Genomic DNA, 23,927 nt, shown 5'->3' with positions numbered 1-23,927 from the left:
CAGATCTTGTAGGAGAACAATATGAAGGATGCAACAGGCGCATTGCCCTTAACCAAATATATTCGGGTAACGGGCGATATTAATGCCGCATTTGTCGAGTTCGACTTTGCCATTCACGATCCCACTTTATATGTGGAGTTGGTGTTACCGCAGCAAGCATTCCGCGAGTTCTGCGCAACCAATCAAGTGGTGGAAATGAGCGAACAACAGCAAGCCGTGAATGATGCTGAAGAAGACAAATGGCGTTACGGCATTGAACACGACACTTTAGTCGGTGCACAGCGATACAACATTGATCATGAAGATCAACACTGAATGCTTAAGGAGATAAGCGATGACTTTAGAAATTAAAACAGCGGGTATTGAGCCAATTCGTCAAAACTATGCCTATATTGAGCGCCGTTTTGGCAACAAGCCAGCCACCCGTTATCAGGAAGTCAGTTTTGATATTCAGGCGGAAACCAACTTTCACTATCGTCCGCTGTGGAAACCTGAAAAAACCTTAAATGATAAAACCCATACTGCAATTGAAATGCAGGATTGGTATGCATTTAAAGACCCGCGTCAGTTTTATTACGGAACTTATGTGCAGCATCGTGCGCGTTTGCAGGACATTGCCGAAAGTAACTTTAGCTTTTTTGAAAAGCGTCAGTTGGCAGAGCATATTTCTGAAGATGTCAAAGCCAAAGTGATTGCCTTGTGTTTGCCGTTTCGTCATATCGAACAGACTGCCAATTTACACATGATGTCGGGCAGTGCTTATGGTTATGGCACGGTGCTGACCCAAGCCTGTATTTATGCTGCGATGGATCGTTTAGGGATGGCGCAGTACATCTCACGGGTTGGTTTGGCACTCGATGGCAACACGGGCGAATCTTTAATTCCAGCCAAACAAGCATGGATGCAGGATGAAGCATGGCAAGGACTGCGCAAGTTGTGTGAAACCAGTTTGATCGAGCAGGACTATTTCAAACTGTTTTTATTACAAAACTTGGTGATTGACAGCTTTATGAGCGAATTGGTTTACACCCAATTTGATCAATGGCTGGCACAGCATCAAGCACGTGACTTGGCGATGCTGATGGAATTTATGCAGGAAGCCATGGCAGATTTACGCAAATGGTCAGACAGCGTATTTAAAACCGCAGCTGCAGAATCTGCACATAACAAACAATTGTTGAGCCAGTGGTTAGCCGAATATTTACCTGAAGTGAAAGCGGCATTTGCAGCGTGGGCAGCTGAGGCGTTGTCTGCAGATGCAGTCGACATTGCAGAACAAAAACTGCTGGAACGCAGTAAAAAAATTGGCATCGAACTCGAACAAATTTTGCAGGCTTAAGGAGAAGCAGCATGTCTAAGGTTTATCTCGCATTACAGGACAATGACACGTCGCGCTACATCATTGAAGCGATTGAAGAAGACAACCCAGATGCCACGATTCAATATCTGCCAGCCATGATTCGGGTAGAAAGCGAAACAGGTCTGATTGTTAAAGCAGAAACGGTATCTGAAAAACTTGGACAAGATTGGGATATTCAGTCTTTACAACTCAACATGATTACGTTGGGCGGCAACGTCGAAGAAGATGATGACAGTTTCCGTTTGCACTGGAACTAGGAATAAGGATGTGCACTGAGCCAATTTGAGTACAGTGCCGCCAGAACATATTGCTGCATAGATTGCCGCTAAAAAATTTAAGGATGATGAGCATGAATTCACAAGTTAAAACCCCAGCAAAAAAACTGAATGCCAAAGACCGTTATCGCGCACTTACTCGTGACTTGGATTGGGACTTTTCTTATGCAGACCGCAAAGAAGCCTTTCCATACGAAGAATTTGAAGGCATTAAAATTACAGACTGGTCTAAATGGGAAGATCCATTCCGTTTAACCATGGATGCTTACTGGAAGTATCAGGCAGAAAAAGAGAAAAAACTTTACGCCATTTTTGATGCTTTTGCACAAAACAACGGTCAAATGAACGTGACCAATGAGCGTTATTTGAATGCCATCAAACTGTTTTTAACTGCGGTAACTCCGCTTGAATATCAGGCATTCCAAGGTTATGCACATGTAGGGCGTCAGTTCAGTGGTGTAGGCGCACGTATCGCATCACAAATGCAGTCGATTGATGAATTACGTCACGTGCAGACGCAAATTCATGCCATGAGCCATTACAACAAATTCTTTGATGGTTTTCAGGATTGGTCGCACATGCATGACCGCGTTTGGTACTTGTCTGTACCAAAATCTTTCTTTGAAGATGCGCGTTCAGCAGGGCCGTTTGAGTTCTTGTTAGCCATTAGCTTTGCCTTTGAATATGTATTGACCAACTTGTTGTTCGTACCGTTCATGTCAGGTGCAGCACACAATGGCGATATGGCAACGGTCACCTTTGGTTTTAGTGCACAGTCCGATGAAGCACGTCACATGACTTTAGGTCTAGAAATCGTGAAATTCTTGTTAGAACAACACGAAGATAACGTGCCAATCGTACAGGAATGGATTGATAAGTGGTTCTGGCGTGGGACTCGTCTGTTATCTATAGTTGGCATGATGATGGACTACATGCTGCCAAACAAAGTGATGTCGTGGAAAGAAGCGTGGGAAACCTACTTTGAAGAAGCGGGCGGTGCGTTATTTAAAGACTTGAGCCGTTACGGTATTCGTATGCCGAAATATTCAGAAGTAATTACCAAAGAAAAAGAACACGTGTCGCATCAAGCGTGGTGGATTTTCTATAACTTCGGTCATGCAGCAGGTTTCCATACTTGGATTCCAACCGATCAGGAAATGGATTGGTTATCTGAAAAATATCCAGACACCTTTGACAAATACTACCGTCCAAAGTGGGAGTTAGCACGCAAGATGGAAGCAGAAGGCAAGCGTTTCTACAGCGCAGGCTTACCGCAATTGTGCCAAATTTGCCAAGTGCCAATGACTTTCACCGAAATGGATGGCGATCCGACCATGTTTACGTATCGTGAGTCTGTTTATAAAGGCGAGCGTTACCACACCTGTTCAGATGGTTGTCACGATATTTTTGAACGTGAACCTGAAAAATATGTGCAGGCATGGTTGCCAGTGAACCAAATTCTACAAGGCAACTGTGGTGGCTTAGATTTGGAAAACATGCTGCGCGAATATTATCGCTTCAATGTCGGTGCAGATAACTTGGATATTGAAGGTTCACCAGACCAGCAACGCTGGAAAAAATGGAAAGGTGATGCGGCTTAACACGCATTCACTATCTAAAGTAAATATCTAAAATTTAAGTTATTTCAAGATTCAAATTTAAAAGGATTTCGGTTTGAGTCATTTGCGGCTCAAACCACCCCAATACGGAGAATGACCATGTCAGTACGCGCTATTCGCCCAGATTACGACTTTGAACCACGCGACCTACAAAAACACTATGGCGACAACATTTTGGTGTATGTGGGTTGGGATCATCACACTTTATATTGTTCTGCACACGCCATGTTGGTTTCGCCGCAGCAAACCTTTCAGGAATTTTTGGATCAGCAAATGCAGGCGGGTTTCCATCAACATCCTGACTTTGAAAACATTAAATGGGATGAAGTGCAATTTACTTTAAACAAACAGGTAATTCAGCCACGCCCTGAACAGACCTTGGCAGAAATTGGCTTCGATCAAAAATCACTACTGCGTTTTGTGACCCCAGGACTGAATGGGTACAAGGGCGCACACGTTTAAAACAGTAAGATCACAACAAAATAAAGACAGCAAAGCACAGTCAGTAAGTACAAGACAGGAGGTCGCAGATGAGCTATCAAGTCACAATTGAGCCAATTGGCGCAACCATTGAGGTTGAAGAAGATCAAACCATTTTAGATGCCGCGTTACGTCAAGGCGTGTGGTTGCCATTTGCTTGTGGGCATGGCACTTGCGGCACTTGTAAAGTCCAAGTCACCGATGGTTATTATGATGTCGGCGAAGCGTCACCTTTCGCGCTGATGGATTTGGAACGTGAAGAACACAAAGTGTTGGCGTGCTGCTGTAAGCCTGAATCAGACATGACCATTGAAGCCGATGTTGATGAAGACCCAGATTTCTTGGGATATTTGGTTCAGGATTATCAGGCCAAAGTCCTTGAGGTAAAGGACTTATCTCCAACCATTAAAGGTGTGCGCTTGCAGTTAAACCGCCCGATGGAGTTTCAGGCAGGGCAATACATTAACGTGCAATTCCCGGGTATTGAAGGCACTCGTGCCTTCTCAATTGCCAATGCACCAAGCGAACTAGGCATTATTGAATTGCATATTCGTCATGTTGTGGGCGGCAGTGCTACGACCTATGTGCATGAGCAGCTTGCGGCAGGCGACGCACTGGAAATTTCAGGGCCATACGGACAATTCTTTGTACGTAAATCGGATGATCAGGATGCGATTTTTATTGCAGGTGGTTCAGGTTTATCTAGCCCGCAATCTATGATTTTAGACTTACTAGAGTCGGGTGATACCCGCACCATTTACCTATTCCAAGGTGCGCGTGATGTTGCGGAATTATATAACCGAGAACTGTTTGAGCAGTTAGTCAAAGACTATCCAAACTTCCGCTACATTCCTGCATTAAATGCACCTAAAGCAGAAGACCATTGGACAGGATTTACAGGCTATGTGCATGAAGCGGTTGCCGATTATTTTGAGCAGCGTTGCGGTGGACACAAAGCCTATTTATGCGGCCCACCAGTCATGATTGATGCAGCAATTTCGACCTTAATGCAAAGCCGTTTGTTTGAACGTGATATTCACACTGAACGCTTCTTGAGTGCTGCCGATGGTGCAAGTGGTCAGTCACGTTCAGCATTGTTTAAACATATTTAAAAGTGGATAGGTGCTGCAATATTGTACTGAGCCTATCGAATTGCAATAGATAAAAAGTTTCCAAGGAAGTCGGTCAGTGTTGAGGCATTTAGCTCAGCACTGACACCATCATCAACACAGTAAGGCAGTGTCAAAAGCCAAAATAGCAATGCGACAACCAGCAAAGCCAAAATAGCCAAGGAGAGTTACATGGACCGTCAACAAATTGATACTTTAGTGAAGGAAATGAACGTAGACACCGCTACACGCCCTGTCGATCAGCGTGTGCAGCAAATAGTGGTGCGTTTAGTGGCAGATTTATTTCAAGCCATTGAAGATTTAGACATTCAGCCTTCAGAAGTGTGGAAAGGTCTGGAATATATTACCGATGCAGGCAAAGCCAATGAACTTGGTTTACTTGCAGCAGGTTTGGGTTTAGAACATTATCTAGATTTACGTGCCGATGAAGCCGATGCCAAAGCAGGCGTAACAGGCTGTACACCACGTACCATTGAAGGGCCACTTTATGTTGCAGGTGCGCCTGAATCAGTCGGTTTTGCGCGTATGGATGATGGTTCAGAATCAGACCATTTAGATACGTTAATTATTGAAGGTACAGTCACTGACACCAATGGCAATATCATTGAAAATGCCAAAGTCGAAGTTTGGCATGCCAACGGTTTAGGTAACTATTCATTCTTTGATAAATCTCAGTCTGACTTTAACTTACGCCGTACTATTTTCAGTGATGCCAATGGTAAATATGTGGCGCAAACGACCATGCCAGTCGGTTATGGCTGCCCACCAGACGGCACGACTCAAGCTTTATTAAACAAACTAGGTCGTCATGGCAACCGTCCATCTCACGTGCATTACTTCATTTCTGCACCAGGTTACCGCAAACTCACTACGCAATTTAACATTGAAGGTGATCAATACCTGTGGGATGACTTCGCATTTGCGACCCGTGAAGGTCTGGTTGCAACAGCGGTAGATGTGACCGATGCTGCAGAAATTCAGCGCCGTGGTTTAGACAAACCATTTAAGCACATCACCTTTAACTTTGAATTAGTCAAAGACACTGCAAATGCACCATCGACTGAAGTTGAACGTCGTCGTGCAAGTGCTTAATCCCACACCTTAAAACACAAAGTTTTAACACGTTCGCCAATACAGCATCAGCAAGTTCTTTGTTGATGCTGCCCTTAAAAGTCGGCTGTTCGCGCATGAATGATTCAGGCGCAGCAGGCAGACTTCATCAAAATTTCTATTGAATAGGATGTTCTATGAATAACAAAATTTGGGCACTCATGCTTTTGGGTGTCATGGCGACACACGTCAATGCAACAGAAAACGGTTTAGATACATTTGGATTAGGCGCAGAAGGCATTGCAGCAGGGGCTTTACCACCAGCTGGGGTATACTTACTCAACTACTATCAGAACTATCATGCCAGTGAGTTTAAAGACGGCCCAGACAATTTCCATGCCGATGTGAATGTCTATATTCCACGTTTGGTATGGATGACCCCCCAACACATTGCAGGCGGTCAGTTGGGTTTATATGCTGCACAGCCTTTGGTCGATTTGCGTTTAAATGTGATGGGCATGTCAGACTCTAACAGTGGTTTGGGCGATTTGATTATTGGCAGCATGTTGGGTTGGCATAAAGGCAATCATCACAGTGTAGCTGCTTTAGAAGGTGTGCTCGCAACAGGCGATTATGAAGATGCCAATCCACAACGTCCTGTAGTTGCCAACTTAGGTAAGAACTACAACACCATTCGTCCTATCTTTGCGTATTCTTATTTGCAGCCGCAAGGTTGGGAGTTTTCCACCAAAATGTCTTATAGCTTCAACAGTGAAAATGACGACACAAATTATCAGTCGGGGGATTATTTCGCTGGAGATTATGCAATCGGTTATCAATTGAATGATCAAGTCAAATTGGCACTCGAAGGTTATGTATTTAAACAAACCACAGATGATGAAGTGAATGGTGTCAGTATTGGCAATAAAGGACAGGCTCTATCTTTTGGTCCCGCGATTCAATACAAACGTGATAATTGGTCTTTGGAAGCAAAGTTTTTGAAAGAAACCGAAGTGGAACATCGTCCTGAAGGACACTCTTCGACTTTGAAATTGGTTTGGGCTTTTTAAAGCCCGAACCTGATTCTGCAGTGTTGCACATCAAGCTATCTTACAAAACAAAGTCAAGTTGAAAGACTTGTCTTTTTTGCAGCATCATTTTTCAAGATGGCTTGCTTCTAATTACGTGCTTCCATAAGTTGAGTTTGGTGGACTGAATTTTTAATCTCTCACGTGTTGCACTTATGCGCTAAGATTAGGCATAGCAACAGGGTGCGTATTGCGAGCAGGAGAGCCATTTTGAATCAAATAATGGATGCCGATGTAATTATTATTGGTGGCGGACAAGCAGCATTGGCCACGGCTTACTTTTTAAAACGGCAAAAAATCAATTTTCTGATCTTGGATAATCAAACGCAGTCGGGCGGTGCGTGGCAACATGCGTGGGATTCTTTACAGCTGTTCTCTCCAAATACATGGAGTTCTTTGTCCGGCTGGTTAATGCCAAAAACCGAACAGGAATATCCGAAACGATTAGAAGTGATTGACTATTTAACAGCGTATGAAACACGCTATCAATTTCCTGTGCTGCGTCCTGTGCAGGTCGAAAAAGTCCTGAAGGAAGGCAATGATTTAATTGTGTGTTCGGCACAGCAAAGCTGGCGAGCCAAAGCCGCTGTGAGTGCTACTGGAACGTGGAGTCAGCCTTTTATTCCTGCTTATACAGGACGCGAACGCTTTTTAGGCACACAAATTCATTCGGCTCATTACCGCAATGCCAATGCTTTTCAGGGCAAAAGAGTCATGATTGTCGGCGGGGGTAACTCAGGCGCACAAATTTTGGCAGAAGTGTCTAAAGTGGCCGAAACTTTTTGGGTTACACAGCAACCGCCAAGTTTTTTAGCCGATGATGTAGATGGACGGGTTTTATTTTTACGTGCCACGGAGCGCTTAAAAGCCCAGCAGGAAGGTCGCAGTATTGAACAACCGATCGGTGGTTTGGGCGATATTGTGATGATTCCAAGTGTCAAAGAAGCACGGCAACGTGATGTATTACATGGTCTGCCGCCATTTGACTATTTAACCGAACATAGTGCAGTTTGGGCAGATGGGCGCGAACAGGAAATTGATGCCATTATTTGGTGCACAGGTTTTAAGGCAGCATTGTCGCATTTACAAAGTTTGAATGTGGTTAATGCACAAGGCACAGTCGATGTGTTAGAAAATCGAGCGTTACAACAGCAAAATTTATGGTTGGTTGGTTATGGCGATTGGACAGGCGCAGCCTCGGCAACTTTAATTGGTGTTTCCCGAACCGCACGGAATGTGGCAGAGCAAATTGCTGCGTATTTGCAGACAACAGCGTAAAGTCATTAACGTGACAAAAACTGTGTTTAAAAAATGAATCATGCAATTTCAGCCATAAAAAAGCCCTCTGTAGAAGAGGGCAAGAGGGTAACTCAAAAAATTAAAGATGCTCAATCATAATAAGGTGACAGTCAGGACTTACTGTTTTGGTAAATCAAACCAAATGAACTGGCTGTCTTCTTTTGCTTCAATCACAGCATTATCAGCAAATAACAAAGCATCGCCCGCTTTAACTGTTTGCTCGCCAATGGTGATTTCACCACGAATTACATGCACATAGTTTACCGCTTGTGTTGCTGTAACTTCTAAACGATGTCCAGTTTCTAAAACAGCTGCTTTTACTTCTGCCTGTTGACGAATGTGCATTGGGGCATTGTCATTCGGGCCGACAATTAAATGCCACTGGTTGGGTGCTGTATTTGGGTCACGTTGAATTTGCTGATACGTCGGCTCTGCATCGCGTACATTCGGCTGAATCCAAATTTGCAGCATGTGTACTTCTTCATCACCATTGTTAATTTCGCTGTGCTGAACGCCTGTACCTGCGCTCATTAACTGCCATTCACCTGCAGTAATATGGCGTTCATTGCCCATGCTGTCGCGGTGGGAAATCGTACCACTTAATACACAAGTCAAAATTTCCATGTTGTCGTGTGGGTGAGTACCAAAACCATTATGTGCGGCAATACGGTCATCGTTAATGACACGTAAGGCACTAACACCCATATATTTCGGGTTATACCAATTACCAAAAGAGAAACTATGTTTGGTGTCTAACCACCCCATTTTCACATGACCACGATCTTCACTACGGTGTAAATAAGCATTCATGATAATGCTCCTATCATTTTTTTAACTTGAACTAATCTTAATCTTTTCACCGCAGCCGACCTAGAGGCGAACTGCAACATGCCGTTCTAAAATTGCAACATGTGTAGATTTTTTGCAGAACCTAGACATTTTAGAGTTTTATCGCGGCATTAAAAAACCCACGTAAAAACGTGGGTCTTTTGCGGTTTAAAGCGATCACTGATTATTCAAGGAATTTTACAGTCACGCCAGAACGTACTTTACGACCTAAATCGTTTGCATCCCAGTTGGTTAAACGGATACAACCATGCGACGCCGTTTTTGAAATGGTCGATGGGTTTGGTGTGCCGTGAATACCGAATGATTTTTTACTTAAACCAATCCAGATATTCCCCACAGGGCCGTTAGGGCCTGGTGGTAAAGACAGCGGTTTTAAGTTTTTGCCCTGAATAAAGTTACTTGGTGAATAGCTGTACCATGGGTTTGGTGCAACACCTGTCACTTTATAAGTACCTGTTGGCGATGGAGTATCTGCACTGCCAATGGTTGCTGGGAATGAGCCGACCATTTGGTTTTGTTTGTTGAACAAATACAGTTGTTTTGCACCTTTGTGCGCCACAATCAGGTGAATGTCTTCAGGTAAGTCATTGCGAACGTTGGTCACCAATAACTTTTCACCCACTTTATTAAATGTTGCATTCGGATTTAATTTCTTTAAGAAATTTTCATCCATGTGGAATTTTTCACCTAACATTTCACTTACGCGGGTGTAGTACAAGCCTTTCATTTTGGCTTGTTCTGCATAGTCATGCGGAATAGATTTCGCATAAGGACCTTTTAAGTCCGCTTCAGTAACCGTGTATTCTACAAATGCAGGACGTGAACCTTGACGTGCAACCAACGCATCCCAAGTTTCTTTGGTTAAAATACCCGTTGGGCTAATGCCATTCATTTGCTGGAATGATGCAATTGCTTTTAGGGTGTTCTTACCACTAGTGCCATCAATTGCACCTGGAGAAGCATGTGAATTGTTCAGCATCACGTGTGCACGTGCATACACAGGGAACTGACCTTTACCAATATTTTCATACCAAGTGGCATTATTTAAACCATCTAAAGTCCATGAAGCTTTTGGTGCTGCTGTGTTGGATGTAGCAGTTTGGCTTGCAGAGCTTTTTGTTGGTGCAGTGCCTACATCGGCAGTGGTATCTTCAGTTTTGTGTAGATCATCTAAGGTTTTTGAAGCCTTATTTAAATCATTTTGTTCTTGTTGCGTAATAGCAGTGTCTGTTGCATTTAGATTATTTTGTGCAGCCGATGCTTCTGTCGCTAAAGGATCAATCGGATCTTCAATAGCGGTATTGCTAATCACTTGTGGATTTAACGGTTGTTCAGCAGTAGATGCAGCAAAAGTAGTCCCTGCAAAAATGCAACTTAAACTCATTGCGAGTATTGTGCGAACCAACATGTAATTCAACCTTGAGAATTATTCATTTACATAGATAAAAACTAGCCAAGTATTGCAGAAAAACTAAGGAGATGCAGTAGTTGTTTTGTGTAAATATGCAAGATAACCCCAATTTTACAGTGACTTTTGTTTGTGTGATGTATTTCACATAAACGTAAGCTGAATTTGAACACTTAGAATAGGCTGAAAAGACGAGCAAGAAATGAAGTTATTAAAACTTCAACCTTTTTGATATGATGGCTGCAAGATTGAAAATGAGTTGGGAAAGTAAATGACGACCTTAAAAAATGATCGTTTTCTTCGTGCCTTATTACGTGAGCCAGTAGATTGCACGCCCGTATGGATGATGCGTCAGGCAGGACGTTATTTACCAGAATATCGTGCTACACGTGCGCAGGCAGGAGATTTTCTTTCTCTATGCAAAAATACTGAATTTGCCTGTGAAGTGACTTTACAGCCTTTGCGTCGTTATGAATTAGATGCTGCGATTTTATTTTCAGATATTTTAACTGTACCCGATGCATTAGGCTTAGGTCTGTATTTTGAAGTAGGCGAAGGGCCAAAGTTTCATAAAACGGTGCGTACCGAGCAAGACGTTGCCAATTTACCTAAATTTAATGCCAAGTCAGACTTAGACTATGTCATGAATGCAGTATCGACCATTCGTTCTGCTTTGGGCGGACAAGTGCCTTTAATTGGTTTTTCAGGTAGTCCATGGACTTTGGCAACGTATATGGTTGAAGGTGGTTCAAGCAAAGATTTCCGTTTCACCAAAAACATGATGTACGCACAGCCTGAAGTTTTACATGCACTATTAGACCGTTTGGCCGATGCAGTGACCGAATACTTAAATGCACAAATTGGTGCAGGCGCACAGGCAGTCCAAATTTTTGACAGTTGGGGCGGTGCATTGGCCCATCGTGAATATCTTGAATTTTCACTCCACTATATGCAGAAAATTGTGTCAGGTCTGCAACGTGAAAAAGATGGACGTAAAATCCCTGTTATTTTATTTACCAAAGGTGGCGGTCAATGGCTGGAGCCAATGATTGCAACAGGTGCAGATGCTTTTGGTCTGGACTGGACAACACCGTTAAATGTCGCACGTCAAACGGTGAGTGGTCGTGCCGCATTGCAAGGTAACTTAGACCCAGCCACTTTGTACGGTTCACCTGAAGCAATTGCCAAAGCAACACGTGCGATGCTAGATGATGCCTATGCCAATGGTGAAAAAACAGGTTATGTAGCCAACTTAGGGCATGGTATTACCCAGTGGGTAGACCCTGAACGTCCTAAAGTATTTATCGACACGGTTCATGAATACAGTGCCAAATATCTATAATCGCACAATGATATAGATGGATCATTTGTAGATGTATCGGTGTAATCTCAGCTTCAGTCAGGTTGTCACATCATGTGGATAACATGGCTAAAGTCAGGACTTGAGTTTTCGACTAAGGCAGCTTCGGCTGCCTTATTTGGAATTTTATTGCTGATTGCATTTGCCCTGACTGCTTCAATGGGCAGTCAGGAATATTTCGGATTTTTCCGTTACGACTATTTATTATTCTATGCCTTAATTATTCAAGTTTGTCTTTTATATTTAAAACTGGAATCTTGGGCAGAAGCCAAAGTCATCGCTTTGTTTCATATTTTAGCGATGATCATGGAAATTTTTTTAACTCATCCACAAATTGCATCGTGGCAATATCCTCAACCTGCTGTCTTTAAAATTATGACCGTACCGCTTTTTGCAGGCTTTATGTATTCTGCAGTTGGCAGTTTCTTTGCGCGTTCTTTGCGTTTGTATCGGGTATCTTTACGGAATTTGCCGACTTTTAGCAATATGATGGCCTTGGCAGTGTTGTCGTACATCAACTTCATGAGCAAGTTTTTTATCCCCGATATTCGTTATGGCTTGTTTGCGTGGAGCGTTGTGATTTTCTGGAAAACCAAAATTCGTTTTCAATTACAACGGTCTCAATTACAACTGCCCATGTTGCCTGTATTGATGCTTTTGGCTTTTATTATTTGGGTCGCAGAAAACATTAGCACCTTTTATCAAATATGGTTGTATCCAAGTCAGGTCGATGCGTGGCACATGGTCGGCTGGGGCAAACTCGGTTCTTGGTATTTATTGCTGTTACTGAGTCTGGTTCTGGTCATGAAAATTTTGGGTTATCGCGATGCAGAAGGGCAGTGGACACTGAAAACTGAGGATCAACAGCAGCTGTAAATCTAAATGCTATCTTCAACACTAAAATCTATTTTCAAATTTAAGACCAATCTTTAAGCTAAAAACCAATCGACGCTACAAAAATGCACAAAAATAATGCCTGATTTTGTGATAAATGTTTTGCCTTCTGAGTGACATCTCGCTATCTTAAAATAGTGTAATAAAAATTACACATAGCAATAAAGAATAACGATTCGAAGCATAATTTTTCGAATAATAAATCTCTGGAGTAAGGCGATGATTAAAAAATTAGCATTGGCTGCTGTCTTGGCAGTGGGTTCTACAGCAGCATTTGCAGACCGTGATGCAGGTTGTGGTATCGGTTCTCAAGTTTGGGCAGGTCAGTCTGGCAAAGTTGCAAAAATTTTAGCAGCAACTACAAACGGTATTTTTGCAAACCAATTGTTTGGTATCACATTTGGTACTTTAGGTTGTAGCGGTACAGGTACAGTAACTGCACAAGTTGTGACATTTACCAATGAAAATGCTGAAACATTGGCACGCGATATGGCAGTTGGTGAAGGCGAAAGCTTGAACGTATTGGCTGAATTATTAAGCATTAAAGCAGAAGATAAAGCACATTTCTTTGCGGTTTCTAAGCAAAACTTTGCATCTATTTATTCTGCAGAAAACCAGACTTCTTTAGAAGTATTGGCATCTTTACAGAGCGTGATGGCGAATGATGACGTTTTAAAAGCATACGTTTAAGTTTGAATAAAGCCCTGCATTATTCGCAGGGCTTTTTTATAGCACAAGAATACGTTTAAGCCTGAATATGTATATAAAATTTATAAAATGTCCATGAAATCCATTATTTTAAGTAGTTTAGTTTTTTTATCTCCTACGGTTTTTGCGTTATCTCCTGAAATATCTCCAATACAGATTCAGCCACTTACAGCCACTTCTACAGTACAAAATACAAATAAATTAGCAATATCTTCCGCACATTATGTGCAAAAAGCCAAAGACCTACACTTGGCAGAACAGGTGACTTGGCAGCGTTTAATGTATGCGCAGCAAGGCAAAAGTGAAGTGCAATATGCAGGCTATTTTGTGTCGGAACAAGGCGGAAGCAATTTAAACCAAGAGTTACTTCGCAATGTGCAGGCATTATTTGAAATAGCGCCTGCCAATCAATCGGTGCAGTGTAAATTTCCTGCACGTAGCCGCTGGTTAATTGAACAATTACAAATTCCTCAACAAGATTTGGCACAGGTGCAATGTCCTGAATTGGACGAATGGATTGGACAAATTAAACCTTATAAAGCAGTGCTGATTTATGCCACAGACTTTATGGGCAATCCAAGTTCTATGTTTGGGCATACTTTATTGCGCTTAGACCCAAAAGATCAAAAACAACTGAATTTAATTTCTTATGCTGTCAATTATGCAGCAACGGTAACGGGCAGCGAAGGTTGGTCTTATGCATGGAAAGGACTTACAGGGCAATATCCGGGTGAATATTCACTGATGCCGTATTACCGCAAAGTAAAAGAATATGGCGATTTAGAAAGCCGAGATTTGTGGGAATATGAACTGGCACTGAATGAGCAGGAAACCACATTTTTAGTGCAGCACATTTGGGAAATGAAGCATGTGCAATTTCCGTATTATTTTATCAGTGATAATTGTGCCTATCGCTTATTGGGTTTAATGGATTTGGTGCGCCCTGAGCTGAATTTACAGCAGCAGTTTAGAGTCGCATCTATTCCAATTGAAACACTAAAAGCTGTAGAGCAGGAAAATTTAGTGGCAGATGTTGTCTATCGTCCTGCTTTGGAAACTCAGTTATTGGCGCAAGCTAGACAACATGGCACAGCGTTGGCAAAAACTGCCCATCAAGTGGCCGAAGCAGAACCTGAAAATGTGGCGGCAGTTTTGCAAAATCACAGCCAAATCGATCAAGCTAAAATTCTGGAAATGGCTTATGACGATTTGTATCTGAAACTGATTGGACGCAAAATTGAAGCCAAAATTGCACAACCGCGACTGAGACAAATTTTAAGTTTAAGAAGTCAGATCAATTTAGAAAAACAACGTCAGGATGTCGCACGCCCTCAGGTCGATCCTGTGCAGGGGCATCATGCACGAAGCTTTGCTGTGCGTACTGGCGAGGTGCAAGGCGAGCATTTTGTAGAGTTGAGTCATCGACAGGCTTACCATGACTTACTTGATCCGCAAGGTGGTTTTCGTACAGGGACGCAACTCAACTTTTTAGAAGCTTCTGTGCAATATCGTGAAGACCGCTTAAAACTGAATCAGTTAGATTTACTCTCGGTGAACTCTTATAACCCAATGACCGCATTTAAAACACCACTTAGTTGGGGCTTTAATTTGGGTTGGCAGCAAGAAGCCCTGAATTCGCACGGGGCTTTTAGCGAAACGGAACAGCATGGTGTTTTAAGTTTAAAAACACAGTTTGGTTATAGCGTGGCTAATCAAGCGCGTGAACATTTGTGTTATGTGCAAATTCAAAATCATGTGCAAGCGGGTAAGGCTTTAGACAAAGGCTGGCGTGTTGGAATTGGCCCAACACTGGGTTGTCAAAATATCTGGTCAGCACGCATGAATAGTTTGGTTCAGCTTGAATTACCGTATTGGGAAGATCGTCACCAATGGCAATTTAAGCTGAACAGCCAGTTGCAATATGTACTCAACCCGCAGCATGTGTTGCGATTGGGTTGGGAATATCAACAACAGGACAAACAGGACTGGAACAAGACCAGTTTAGGCTATGTGCATTTTTTTTAAAGAGCTGTTGAATTTATACTGAATTGTAAAAAACCAGCTAAACAAGTTGAGTTGCTGGTGAAACCCGTTAAAATTTAGCAGTTTCTTTTGGCTGGGTTGTTGTGGATGTATCAAGAGTGTACGCATGAGCTTGCAGAGCAATGGAAGTCAATTTGCGAGCAATTTAAGCCAGAAGATTTGCAAGCGACATTCCAGTTTATTCAAGCACATGCAGAAGATTTTGTGATCGAGTTCTATCAGCAAATGTTGCTTGAAGAACATGCGACAGAATTTTTGTCTGCAGAGATGGTGAAGAATCGCTTAAAAAACTCTTTATATCAGTGGCTAATTTCCAGTTTTGAAGTTCCGTTTCAACACAATTATAACGAGATTGTAGAAAAGCAATTTAAAGTGGGCGATGTGCATGCACGTGTACAAATTCCATCTTGGCTGATTATTCGTGGTGTGCGCGTTATTATAAAAAAGGCTTTTGAGTTTTTTGCAACAGAAGCCAATAGCAACTTAAATCAGTTTAATTATTTAAGCCAAATTTTATGCTTTGCCACAGAAATTATGTGCCGATCTTATGAAATGAAGGTCGAAGTACATAATGATATGAAACATACCTATCGCTTATTTTCTGCCATGCAAGATGTTGCCGTGCACAAAGATCGACAACGCGGAACTTTGCTGGATTGGGAAAATGAACTGATGTTTCAGGTGGTGTCCGATCACACCAAAATGACGCAACCGATTTTATCTAAAACAGAATTTGGTTTATGGTTTATTCATAAAGCGGCTTATGCATTTTCAAGTTCGGAACAAGTACAAACTATTACTGAATTTATTTTTCAGGTGGATGAATTAATTCAGAAAATTGGTCAATGTGAAAGTCAGGCACAGGCAATTGAAATGATTCAATCCATTCGTGCCAAGAATCGTGAAATTTTGCATTTAGTCGATCAAATTTTTCAGGTGTCTGAATATATCAATTCAGGCAATGATGCCTTAACTCAACTGCTCAACCGCCGTTATTTAAATACCATCGTGTCCCGTGAAATTAATTTTTCACGAAAAAATAATTCGCCTTTAACATTGTTGGCGATAGATGCCGATCATTTTAAATCAATCAATGACCGTTATGGACATGCAGCAGGAGATGATGCATTACAGTTTTTAGCTGATGTGATTTTGCAATATGCAAAAGGCAGTGACTATGCCTTCAGAATTGGCGGCGAAGAATTTTTACTGTTACAGATTGATACCACCATTGATCGTGCCTTGGTAGTCGCTGAAAATATTCGTAAACGTGTCGAAAAAGCCACATTAAAAACATCAACAGGTGAAGAATTTAACTTTACCATTAGTATAGGTGTGCATGAATATGATGGGCATCCAGACTATCAACGTTTTTTTGAAGAAGTGGATAAAGCCTTGTATATGGCAAAAAATAATGGACGCAACAATGTGTCTGTAGGTTGAATCTGAAGATGTATCAAGCTAATTTTTTAATCTAAAACCCAAAAATCCCGAACATAAATTTCGGGATTTTTTATTTGATTGAGGAACTTAGCCACAATTTAAAAACTCTCAGGCACCGCACTTAAAAATTCACGACGGGCTTCTTTATCTGTTTTAAAGTCACCTACAAAAGATACGGTACGTGTGGTCGATTCCTGTTTGCCTACACCGCGCATCATCATGCACATATGGGCTGAATCAATCACCACAGCAACACCGCGTGCTTTGGTCACTTCAGCCACAGCTTCCGCAATTTGCTGAGTCAGATTTTCCTGAATTTGCAAACGACGTGCAAACATTTCGGTAATACGGGCAAATTTAGACAAGCCTAAAACATTACCTTCAGGTAAATAGGCGATATGCACGCGACCATAAAATGGCAATAAATGATGTTCACACAGTGAGTAGAACTCAATATTTTTCACCAAGACCATTTCACGGTTGTCGGATGGAAATACGGCATTATTGGTCACTTCGGCTAAGGTTTGGCTATAGCCCGAAGTTAAATACGAAAAAGCTTTAGCAGCACGCATCGGCGTATCTTTTAGACCTGGACGATTAAGATCTTCACCAACGGCGGTTAGGATGTTTGCGTAGGATTGCTGCATAGACATAAGACGTGTTCACTTACACTGATATTGAACAAGGTCGGCATTGTAACAGAAAACTATTGCAATGCCTTGTTTAAAAGATGAAACCGATTACTGTTTAAACTTTGGGTTCTTTTCGCTGCGTTTAAGCAACACTAAAACTGCACCAGTGCCACCTTGTTTTTCAGGCGCACTCACAAAAGCCAAAACATCACGATGCTGACGCAGCCAGCCATTTACATAAGTTTTTAAAATGGCTTCAGGGCCTTTGCCATGCACAATTTTAATCACGTTCTGGTTTTCATCTTTAGCCATTTGAATGATTTGCAAAACGGCTACCCGCGCTTCTTCTACCGTACAACCGTGCAAATCAACAGCTTCAAACCAGCGTAAGTTGCCTGCTTTTAAATCTTCAAAGACTTTATGTTGCAAAGTTGCAATGCGATAGCTCAGCGAAGCTTGGCTGCCCACAGGGTTAAGCATGGCTTGCGTATCGGACAGCAAGGTATCATCGGTTTCCATAGGGCCTATGGCTGCTGCACGTTTGGCCAGCGTTTGGGCATCTGGTTTTTTCTTGGCAGTGTGTTCGATTTTTGCAATATTGCCTGCGTCCATTTTTTGAACGCCTTGCATTTGCTGACGAAACAATGCGAGATCATCTTCCTGTTGTTGCTCAGGCGTCTGAACTTTGGGTTCAGACGGCTTGGCAATGCTTGAAGTATGAGGCTGAGTGATTTGCTTTTTAAAAGATTTTAGTAAATTGTACTGTTCTTTAGAAAGCGAAGAATCATGTTTACTCATGGTATTTCAAATTGGATTATAGATTTTCAGGCTGACCAAACAGTGCCGTAAAGGCATGGTCAGGACGTGCTTGTTTCATAAAACTTTCACCGACCAAGAAACTGTGAATCTCATGGTCTTGCATCATGCGGACATCTTCTGGTGTGGCGATACCACTTTCAGTGACCAATAAACGCGCAGGCGGCAACAAGTTTTTTAAACGCAATGAGGTGTTTAAATCGACTTCAAAGGTTTTTAAATTTCGGTTATTGACCCCTAAAATACAACGCTCTGAAAGATTCAAAGCACGTTCCAATTCATTTTCATCATGCACTTCAACCAACACATCTAAGTGATGTTCAAAAGCCGTTTCCGACATTTCTTCCAACTGTTGGTCAGATAGGCAAGACACAATCAATAACACACAGTCTGCGTGTAAGGCACGTGCTTCTACCACACCATACGGATCAATCAAGAAATCTTTACGCAGAGCAGGCAAGTTACAGTGTGAACGGGCAATCTGAATATTTTCATCTGCACCCTGAAAGAAATCGACATCAGTCAGCACAGATAAACAGGCTGCGCCTGCGGCTTCATATTGCTGTGCAATTTCGGCAGGGTCAAAGTTTTCACGAATAATGCCTTTAGATGGTGATGCTTTTTTAATTTCCGCAATCACCGCTGGGCGTTTGTTATGCAAGGCTTGTGCAAAGCCACGTGCAGGTGTTGCTGCACGTGCCAATTGTTCTAGGTCTGCATAACTGCGTTGTTTTAAACGCTCGGCAAACTCTTCTTTTTTACGTTCTACAATTTTACCTAAAATGGTATTGCTAATATCCACCATGATGCACCTTCCTGATTTGCTTTATGCTTCGTACTGTTTGAGCGTTTTGGTAAATTCAGACAACACGCCCATTTTTTCCAAAGCTTGTCCACCATAAATAATGTCATGTGCCAAAGCGACACCTTGTTTGTAGCTTGTAGTTAGACCCGAAACATAGATACCCGCACCCGCATTGAGTGCAATCATATTGGCCGCTTTTTCGCCTTTATCTGATTTGTTTTTGCCTAAAGCATCTTTAATCAAACTCAAGCTTTCAGCAGAGTTTTCTACAATCAGTCCTGTTAAAGTTTGAGATTCAATTCCCACGCTTTCAGGGGTAAGTTCCCATTCGGTAATTTCACCATCTTTGAGTTCTGCAACATAAGTGCTCGAAGCAAGGCTAATTTCATCTAAACCATCTTTAGAATGCACCACCATGACATGCTCAGCACCGAGCTGTTTCATCACTTCTGCAATCGGGCGGCATAATTCATTGCTAAACACCCCAATGACAAAACGCTTTACACCCGCAGGGTTAGTCAATGGCCCAAGCAAGTTGAAAATACTGCGAATACCCAACTCTTTACGCGGGGTAACCGCATATTTCATGGCTTTGTGATGATTCGGTGCAAACAAGAAACCTACGCCCATTTCACGAATACAGCGTTCAGTTTGTTGCATGTTTAAATCAAGATTAATGCCTGCTTGCTCAAGTAAGTCAGATGAGCCTGATTTGGTTGAAACCCCACGGTTACCGTGTTTGGCAATGGTTGCACCTGCAGCTGCAATGACAAAGGAAGAGGCGGTAGATACGTTAAATAGGTTTTGACCATCGCCACCTGTACCAACAATATCTACGAGGTAAGGAATATCGCTGACATCAATTTTGATGGCAAATTCACGCATTACACGTGCAGCAGCAGTAATTTCATCAATGCTTTCGCCTTTTAAGCGTAAGCCCATCATCAATGCACCAATTTGAGCGTCTGTTGCTTCGCCCGACATAATCGCGCGCATCACATCTTCCATTTGAGGCTGAGTCAGGTGAATTTGTTTTGTAATATGGTTGAGTGCTTGTTGAATATTCATGTGATTTGACTCGCTCATTATGCGTAAATTTCCAAAAAGTTTTTAAAGATTTGATGACCGTGTTGGCTCAGGATCGATTCGGGGTGAAATTGCACGCCTTCAACAGGCAAAGTTTTGTGCTTCACGCCCATAATTTCTTCCATCGAACCATCTGCTTCTTTGGTCCAGCATGTCACTTCCAGACAATCTGGCAAGGTTGCTTGATCAATCACCAAAGAGTGGTAACGGGTTGCAGAAAATGGTGAAGGCAGATTGCTAAAAATACCTGTGTTGCTGTGGTACATATCCGATAAACGACCATGCATCACGGTTTTAGCGCGCACAATGTTTCCACCAAAGGCTTGTCCGATACTTTGGTGTCCTAAACACACACCCAGTAACGGAATTTTGCCTGCAAAATGCTGAATTGCAGGAATAGAAATCCCTGCTTCAGATGGAGAACAAGGGCCTGGGCCAATCACCAAATACTTGGGTTGCCATCGCTCAATATCTTCTAATGTCACGGCATCATTACGAACGACTTTTACATCCTGATTTAACTCGCCAAAATACTGGACGATGTTGTAGGTAAAAGAGTCATAGTTGTCGATCATTAAAAGCATGAGCTAACCTATTGAAAATTGAACACTTTAAGTGCTAAAGAGTCTGAGATAATTTGCTTTATTCCTGCGCCTATAACGAGAAAGGACTTTATTTTTCTTGTCGAAAAGAAGGTGGAATAAGGAAGCGCTTATCATCATAGCAAAAAATAAGCATTTTCTGCGGACTATTTATATGATAATCCCTGTTAAAGCTTATCAGCGCATTCACCAATTTATAGATTTTCAAAGCTTGCTGCGCAATGTTCAGGTTTGATCTGAAAGAAATGAACACATGATCAAACAGGGTCATTCACCAGTCATATTTTAGCTTCACACTTAAGACAGCATAAAAAATGCGCTAAAAAGTAGCATCATGGCGCATGTTATTAGCGGTTCACGTCAGGTAGTTTGAGTGCAGCGTTTCGATAGAAAATACAAATCTGCAGTATAGATATTTTCAATCAGCTTGATCGAAAATAATACAGGTTTAGGATTTTTAAACGATCTTATTATTTTTGCTCAATAAAAAATAAAGTGTTGTTTAAGATTGGTCGGACAATTTGCATTGCTCAATGCAAGCTTGGCACAGCAAAATGCTTGCATAGATACAGTTTGAGCTATTTTTTGATCTACAATTCAACAGAAATAAAACATAAATGCACTAAAATGGTGCTATGTTTTGCAGTTTTAAATCAAATCAAATGAACAGTGTTTGAATATGGTGCAAATCGTATTTCTGACAGTATAATAGAGACAAAGTAATTTTTTTAAATGATGTATTCTCATACGGAATTCATGGTTTTAGCTTTGCTTTTAAAAGTTGGTACGCTAATTGCTTAATAACTGCCAACTACTAACACGCACTTTCGGGTGCAACAAAAAACATCGGAGCAAAATGAGCATGGCGAACAAGGTCCTTCAACTCATCCAAGAAAGTGGTGCAAAATGGGTCGATTTCCGCTTTACAGATACTAAGGGTAAAGAGCAGCACGTAACTTATCCTGCAGACAGTATCGATGAAGATACCTTTGAAGACGGTAAAATGTTTGATGGTTCTTCAATTGAAGGCTGGAAAGGAATCGAAGCATCAGACATGATCTTACGCCCAGATGCCAACACAGGTTTTATTGACCCGTTCTTTGCAGAACCAACAGTGGTTGTAACGTGTGATGTTATCGAACCATCGACAGGTCAAGGCTATGACCGCGATCCACGCTCTATTGCTCGCCGTGCTGAAGAATATTTAAAATCGACAGGTATTGGTGATACTGCTTTCTTTGGCCCAGAACCAGAATTCTTTGTATTTGACGAAGTAAAATGGGACATCGATATGTCTGGCGCGCGCCACACATTAATCGCTGAAGAAGCTGCATGGTCTACAGGTAAAGACTACGAAGCTGGTAACTCAGGTCACCGTCCACGTGTGAAAGGCGGTTATTTCCCAGTACCACCAGTAGATTCTTCTCAAGATATGCGTGCAGATATGTGTGCAAAAATTGAAGAAATCATGGGGCCTGGTCGTGTAGAAGTACATCACCATGAAGTTGCATCTTGCCAGTTAGAAATTGGTGTGAGCTTCAATACTATGGTGCGTAAGGCTGACGAAGTGCAACAGTTCAAATATGCAGTTTGGAACGTTGCGCATCAATATGCAAAAACTGCAACCTTTATGCCTAAACCAATGGTAGGCGATAACGGTTCAGGTATGCACGTACACATGTCTATCTCTAAAGATGGCAAAAACTTATTCGCAGGCGATGAATACGCAGGTTTGTCAGAAATGGCGTTGTACTTCATTGGCGGTATTATCAAACATGCCCGCTCTTTGAACGCGTTGACTAACCCATCGACCAACTCATATAAGCGTTTAGTACCGCACTTTGAAGCACCAATTATGTTGGCTTACTCAGCGCGTAACCGTTCTGCATCTATTCGTATTCCTTACGTGTCTAGCCCGAAAGGCAAACGTATTGAAGCGCGTTTCCCTGATCCAATGATGAACCCGTACTTAGGTTTTGCGGCATTGTTGATGGCGGGTCTTGACGGTATTCAAAACAAGATTCACCCAGGTGAAGCTGCAGATAAAAACTTGTATGACCTTCCGCCTGAAGAAGAAGCAAAAATCCCAACTGTGGCACACAACCTAGAAATGGCGCTTGATGCTTTGAAAGAAGATCACGACTATTTATTAAAAGGTGGTGTATTCACCAAAGACATGCTTGATGCTTATATCGAATTGAAAACTGAAGATGTACGTCGTTTGAACACGACGACTCACCCAGTTGAATTTGATATGTACTACAGCTTGTAATACATCAAAAATCTTAAATTTGAAAAACCCGCTTCGGCGGGTTTTTTGTTTTAGATGGTGCAATCATGGTTTTGAATTGGCATGGATTTTATCAAAATATAAGAATTCGCTTAATTTTTTTGGATAATTGCAGGGAATTGCGCCATCGGTCACAAAACTTTGCCTAAATTTGGGCTACACTAGGCTATCTTGTTAAGGTGGCGGAACATGCGAACACAGCCTATTTTTCCCAAGCAGGCAAATCTGCCTTCTGAATTAAAAACATGGCTATATGCAGCAGGTTCTTTGACCCAACAACTGACTCAGCTCGCAGGCGGACAATTTAAAGTTGAACCACTGCAGCAATCTTTTCAGCGTTTAAATTTACAAGATGCCCAGTGGATGCAAATGCCACATTGGCACACTTCATGGGTGCGTGAAAGCTATTTATATGGGTGTGATGAACAGCCATGGGTCAAAGCCAAAAGTATTTTTCCGATTCTAAGTTTGCAAAGCAAAGCCCGTTTATTTCAGCATATTGGCAATAAACCCATTGGCTGGTTTTTATTTCAGCGTACCAATCCGTTGTGTCAAAGGCGTGTGGTTTTGCTCGATGAAGGCTGGACACGACAGAGTTGCTATACTTGGCATGGCTGTAAATTTATTGTGCAAGAAACTTTTTTACCGCGTTTTGAGCAATTTATTCAACAACATTAAGATACGAGATTG

Annotated in this window: 23 protein-coding genes; 16 read left to right on the top strand and 7 right to left on the bottom strand. The window is 42.0% G+C overall.

The genetic code is table 11. From position 1 onward, the window contains the following. Positions 1–21: 21 nt before the first annotated feature. The 9 genes from FTU98_RS03755 (at position 22) to FTU98_RS03715 (ending at position 8,280) form a co-directional block, all read left to right on the top strand. Positions 22–315 (top strand): phenol hydroxylase subunit, encoded by a 294-nt coding sequence (locus FTU98_RS03755; protein WP_004971972.1) that lies wholly within the window; start codon positions 22–24, stop codon positions 313–315. A gap of 19 nt (positions 316–334) precedes the next feature. After that, positions 335–1,339, top strand: a complete 1,005-nt coding sequence (locus tag FTU98_RS03750) for an aromatic/alkene monooxygenase hydroxylase subunit beta (RefSeq protein ID WP_180050451.1) — start codon at positions 335–337, stop codon at positions 1,337–1,339. Between the two features lie 11 nt (positions 1,340–1,350). Next, positions 1,351–1,617: an MmoB/DmpM family protein gene (locus FTU98_RS03745; RefSeq protein WP_004971969.1), complete on the top strand. Its 267-nt coding sequence runs from the start codon at positions 1,351–1,353 to the stop codon at positions 1,615–1,617. A gap of 92 nt (positions 1,618–1,709) precedes the next feature. Further along, positions 1,710–3,236: an aromatic/alkene/methane monooxygenase hydroxylase/oxygenase subunit alpha gene (locus FTU98_RS03740; RefSeq protein ID WP_004971966.1), complete on the top strand. Its 1,527-nt coding sequence runs from the start codon at positions 1,710–1,712 to the stop codon at positions 3,234–3,236. Positions 3,237–3,353: 117 nt separating this feature from the next. Next, complete coding sequence (locus tag FTU98_RS03735; RefSeq protein ID WP_104853300.1) at positions 3,354–3,716, top strand: phenol hydroxylase subunit P4; 363 nt, start codon at positions 3,354–3,356, stop codon at positions 3,714–3,716. Between the two features lie 68 nt (positions 3,717–3,784). After that, on the top strand, positions 3,785–4,846 hold the full coding sequence (locus tag FTU98_RS03730; RefSeq protein ID WP_180050448.1) for an NADH:ubiquinone reductase (Na(+)-transporting) subunit F: 1,062 nt from the start codon (positions 3,785–3,787) through the stop codon (positions 4,844–4,846). Between the two features lie 189 nt (positions 4,847–5,035). Further along, a complete protein-coding gene (gene catA / locus FTU98_RS03725; RefSeq protein WP_180050445.1) occupies positions 5,036–5,956 on the top strand; it encodes a catechol 1,2-dioxygenase in 921 nt (306 codons plus the stop codon). Positions 5,957–6,111: 155 nt separating this feature from the next. After that, positions 6,112–6,984, top strand: a complete 873-nt coding sequence (locus FTU98_RS03720; RefSeq protein ID WP_004971953.1) for a transporter — start codon at positions 6,112–6,114, stop codon at positions 6,982–6,984. A 240-nt stretch (positions 6,985–7,224) separates the two neighbouring features. Further along, on the top strand, positions 7,225–8,280 hold the full coding sequence (locus tag FTU98_RS03715; protein ID WP_373424807.1) for an ArsO family NAD(P)H-dependent flavin-containing monooxygenase: 1,056 nt from the start codon (positions 7,225–7,227) through the stop codon (positions 8,278–8,280). 138 nt (positions 8,281–8,418) lie between these two features. Here the strand turns inward: FTU98_RS03715 and FTU98_RS03710 are convergent, their stop codons facing one another. Both FTU98_RS03710 and FTU98_RS03705 read right to left on the bottom strand, forming a co-directional pair. Next, positions 8,419–9,111: a pirin family protein gene (locus FTU98_RS03710; protein ID WP_004971950.1), complete on the bottom strand. Its 693-nt coding sequence runs from the start codon at positions 9,109–9,111 to the stop codon at positions 8,419–8,421. A gap of 202 nt (positions 9,112–9,313) precedes the next feature. Then, the gene (locus tag FTU98_RS03705; RefSeq protein WP_004971948.1) at positions 9,314–10,558 is read right to left on the bottom strand and encodes a L,D-transpeptidase family protein; all 1,245 of its coding nucleotides are present in this window, start codon (positions 10,556–10,558) and stop codon (positions 9,314–9,316) included. 271 nt (positions 10,559–10,829) lie between these two features. Between FTU98_RS03705 and hemE the strand changes: the two genes are divergently transcribed. From hemE to FTU98_RS03680, 5 genes are all read left to right on the top strand, one after another. After that, positions 10,830–11,900 carry a uroporphyrinogen decarboxylase gene (gene hemE, locus FTU98_RS03700; RefSeq protein ID WP_180050442.1) on the top strand — a complete coding sequence of 357 codons (1,071 nt, stop codon included), beginning with the start codon at positions 10,830–10,832 and terminating at the stop codon, positions 11,898–11,900. 72 nt (positions 11,901–11,972) lie between these two features. Continuing rightward, entirely contained in the window at positions 11,973–12,794 is an 822-nt protein-coding gene (locus FTU98_RS03695; RefSeq protein ID WP_179991124.1) for a DUF817 family protein, read from the top strand. Between the two features lie 237 nt (positions 12,795–13,031). Further along, positions 13,032–13,502: a DUF3015 family protein gene (locus tag FTU98_RS03690; protein ID WP_104853198.1), complete on the top strand. Its 471-nt coding sequence runs from the start codon at positions 13,032–13,034 to the stop codon at positions 13,500–13,502. Positions 13,503–13,595: 93 nt separating this feature from the next. Beyond that, the gene (locus tag FTU98_RS03685) at positions 13,596–15,545 is read left to right on the top strand and encodes a DUF4105 domain-containing protein (RefSeq protein ID WP_180050439.1); all 1,950 of its coding nucleotides are present in this window, start codon (positions 13,596–13,598) and stop codon (positions 15,543–15,545) included. A gap of 105 nt (positions 15,546–15,650) precedes the next feature. Further along, on the top strand, positions 15,651–17,006 hold the full coding sequence (locus tag FTU98_RS03680; protein WP_180050436.1) for a diguanylate cyclase: 1,356 nt from the start codon (positions 15,651–15,653) through the stop codon (positions 17,004–17,006). 98 nt (positions 17,007–17,104) lie between these two features. Here the strand turns inward: FTU98_RS03680 and folE are convergent, their stop codons facing one another. The 5 genes from folE to FTU98_RS03655 form a co-directional block, all read right to left on the bottom strand. Beyond that, positions 17,105–17,653 carry a GTP cyclohydrolase I FolE gene (gene folE, locus FTU98_RS03675; RefSeq protein ID WP_171062567.1) on the bottom strand — a complete coding sequence of 183 codons (549 nt, stop codon included), beginning with the start codon at positions 17,651–17,653 and terminating at the stop codon, positions 17,105–17,107. Between the two features lie 93 nt (positions 17,654–17,746). Next, the gene (locus FTU98_RS03670) at positions 17,747–18,436 is read right to left on the bottom strand and encodes a Smr/MutS family protein (RefSeq protein WP_104853200.1); all 690 of its coding nucleotides are present in this window, start codon (positions 18,434–18,436) and stop codon (positions 17,747–17,749) included. Between the two features lie 16 nt (positions 18,437–18,452). Continuing rightward, positions 18,453–19,259, bottom strand: a complete 807-nt coding sequence (gene trpC, locus FTU98_RS03665) for an indole-3-glycerol phosphate synthase TrpC (RefSeq protein WP_104853201.1) — start codon at positions 19,257–19,259, stop codon at positions 18,453–18,455. A 21-nt stretch (positions 19,260–19,280) separates the two neighbouring features. After that, on the bottom strand, positions 19,281–20,327 hold the full coding sequence (trpD, locus tag FTU98_RS03660; RefSeq protein WP_004971918.1) for an anthranilate phosphoribosyltransferase: 1,047 nt from the start codon (positions 20,325–20,327) through the stop codon (positions 19,281–19,283). A 17-nt stretch (positions 20,328–20,344) separates the two neighbouring features. Next, the gene (locus FTU98_RS03655) at positions 20,345–20,929 is read right to left on the bottom strand and encodes an aminodeoxychorismate/anthranilate synthase component II (protein WP_218948264.1); all 585 of its coding nucleotides are present in this window, start codon (positions 20,927–20,929) and stop codon (positions 20,345–20,347) included. Between the two features lie 874 nt (positions 20,930–21,803). Between FTU98_RS03655 and glnA the strand changes: the two genes are divergently transcribed. Continuing rightward, positions 21,804–23,219 (top strand): type I glutamate--ammonia ligase, encoded by a 1,416-nt coding sequence (gene glnA / locus FTU98_RS03650; RefSeq protein ID WP_171287402.1) that lies wholly within the window; start codon positions 21,804–21,806, stop codon positions 23,217–23,219. A 207-nt stretch (positions 23,220–23,426) separates the two neighbouring features. Next, on the top strand, positions 23,427–23,915 hold the full coding sequence (locus tag FTU98_RS03645; RefSeq protein ID WP_004971911.1) for a chorismate lyase: 489 nt from the start codon (positions 23,427–23,429) through the stop codon (positions 23,913–23,915). Positions 23,916–23,927 lie beyond the last annotated feature (12 nt).

The organism is Acinetobacter sp. YH12211 (assembly GCF_013418015.1).
Lineage (GTDB): Bacteria > Pseudomonadota > Gammaproteobacteria > Pseudomonadales > Moraxellaceae > Acinetobacter > Acinetobacter towneri.
Note: the sequence above shows the minus strand (reverse complement) of the source record. Positions and strands in the feature narration are given on the sequence as shown.

Excerpts from the sequence above, each read along its gene's own strand:
- FTU98_RS03705 (WP_004971948.1), bottom strand. The coding sequence starts at position 10,558 with ATGTTGGTTCGCACAATACTCGCAATGAGTTTAAGTTGCATTTTTGCA.
- FTU98_RS03655 (WP_218948264.1), bottom strand. The coding sequence starts at position 20,929 with ATGCTTTTAATGATCGACAACTATGACTCTTTTACCTACAACATCGTC.
- trpD (WP_004971918.1), bottom strand. The coding sequence starts at position 20,327 with ATGAATATTCAACAAGCACTCAACCATATTACAAAACAAATTCACCTG.
- FTU98_RS03740 (WP_004971966.1), top strand. The coding sequence starts at position 1,710 with ATGAATTCACAAGTTAAAACCCCAGCAAAAAAACTGAATGCCAAAGAC.
- FTU98_RS03680 (WP_180050436.1), top strand. The coding sequence starts at position 15,651 with ATGTATCAAGAGTGTACGCATGAGCTTGCAGAGCAATGGAAGTCAATT.
- FTU98_RS03750 (WP_180050451.1), top strand. The coding sequence starts at position 335 with ATGACTTTAGAAATTAAAACAGCGGGTATTGAGCCAATTCGTCAAAAC.
- FTU98_RS03695 (WP_179991124.1), top strand. The coding sequence starts at position 11,973 with ATGTGGATAACATGGCTAAAGTCAGGACTTGAGTTTTCGACTAAGGCA.
- FTU98_RS03745 (WP_004971969.1), top strand. The coding sequence starts at position 1,351 with ATGTCTAAGGTTTATCTCGCATTACAGGACAATGACACGTCGCGCTAC.
- FTU98_RS03735 (WP_104853300.1), top strand. The coding sequence starts at position 3,354 with ATGTCAGTACGCGCTATTCGCCCAGATTACGACTTTGAACCACGCGAC.
- FTU98_RS03710 (WP_004971950.1), bottom strand. The coding sequence starts at position 9,111 with ATGAATGCTTATTTACACCGTAGTGAAGATCGTGGTCATGTGAAAATG.
- trpC (WP_104853201.1), bottom strand. The coding sequence starts at position 19,259 with ATGGTGGATATTAGCAATACCATTTTAGGTAAAATTGTAGAACGTAAA.
- glnA (WP_171287402.1), top strand. The coding sequence starts at position 21,804 with ATGAGCATGGCGAACAAGGTCCTTCAACTCATCCAAGAAAGTGGTGCA.
- FTU98_RS03720 (WP_004971953.1), top strand. The coding sequence starts at position 6,112 with ATGAATAACAAAATTTGGGCACTCATGCTTTTGGGTGTCATGGCGACA.
- folE (WP_171062567.1), bottom strand. The coding sequence starts at position 17,653 with ATGCAGCAATCCTACGCAAACATCCTAACCGCCGTTGGTGAAGATCTT.
- FTU98_RS03690 (WP_104853198.1), top strand. The coding sequence starts at position 13,032 with ATGATTAAAAAATTAGCATTGGCTGCTGTCTTGGCAGTGGGTTCTACA.
- catA (WP_180050445.1), top strand. The coding sequence starts at position 5,036 with ATGGACCGTCAACAAATTGATACTTTAGTGAAGGAAATGAACGTAGAC.
- FTU98_RS03755 (WP_004971972.1), top strand. The coding sequence starts at position 22 with ATGAAGGATGCAACAGGCGCATTGCCCTTAACCAAATATATTCGGGTA.
- FTU98_RS03670 (WP_104853200.1), bottom strand. The coding sequence starts at position 18,436 with ATGAGTAAACATGATTCTTCGCTTTCTAAAGAACAGTACAATTTACTA.
- FTU98_RS03685 (WP_180050439.1), top strand. The coding sequence starts at position 13,596 with ATGAAATCCATTATTTTAAGTAGTTTAGTTTTTTTATCTCCTACGGTT.
- FTU98_RS03715 (WP_373424807.1), top strand. The coding sequence starts at position 7,225 with ATGGATGCCGATGTAATTATTATTGGTGGCGGACAAGCAGCATTGGCC.
- FTU98_RS03730 (WP_180050448.1), top strand. The coding sequence starts at position 3,785 with ATGAGCTATCAAGTCACAATTGAGCCAATTGGCGCAACCATTGAGGTT.
- FTU98_RS03645 (WP_004971911.1), top strand. The coding sequence starts at position 23,427 with ATGCGAACACAGCCTATTTTTCCCAAGCAGGCAAATCTGCCTTCTGAA.
- hemE (WP_180050442.1), top strand. The coding sequence starts at position 10,830 with ATGACGACCTTAAAAAATGATCGTTTTCTTCGTGCCTTATTACGTGAG.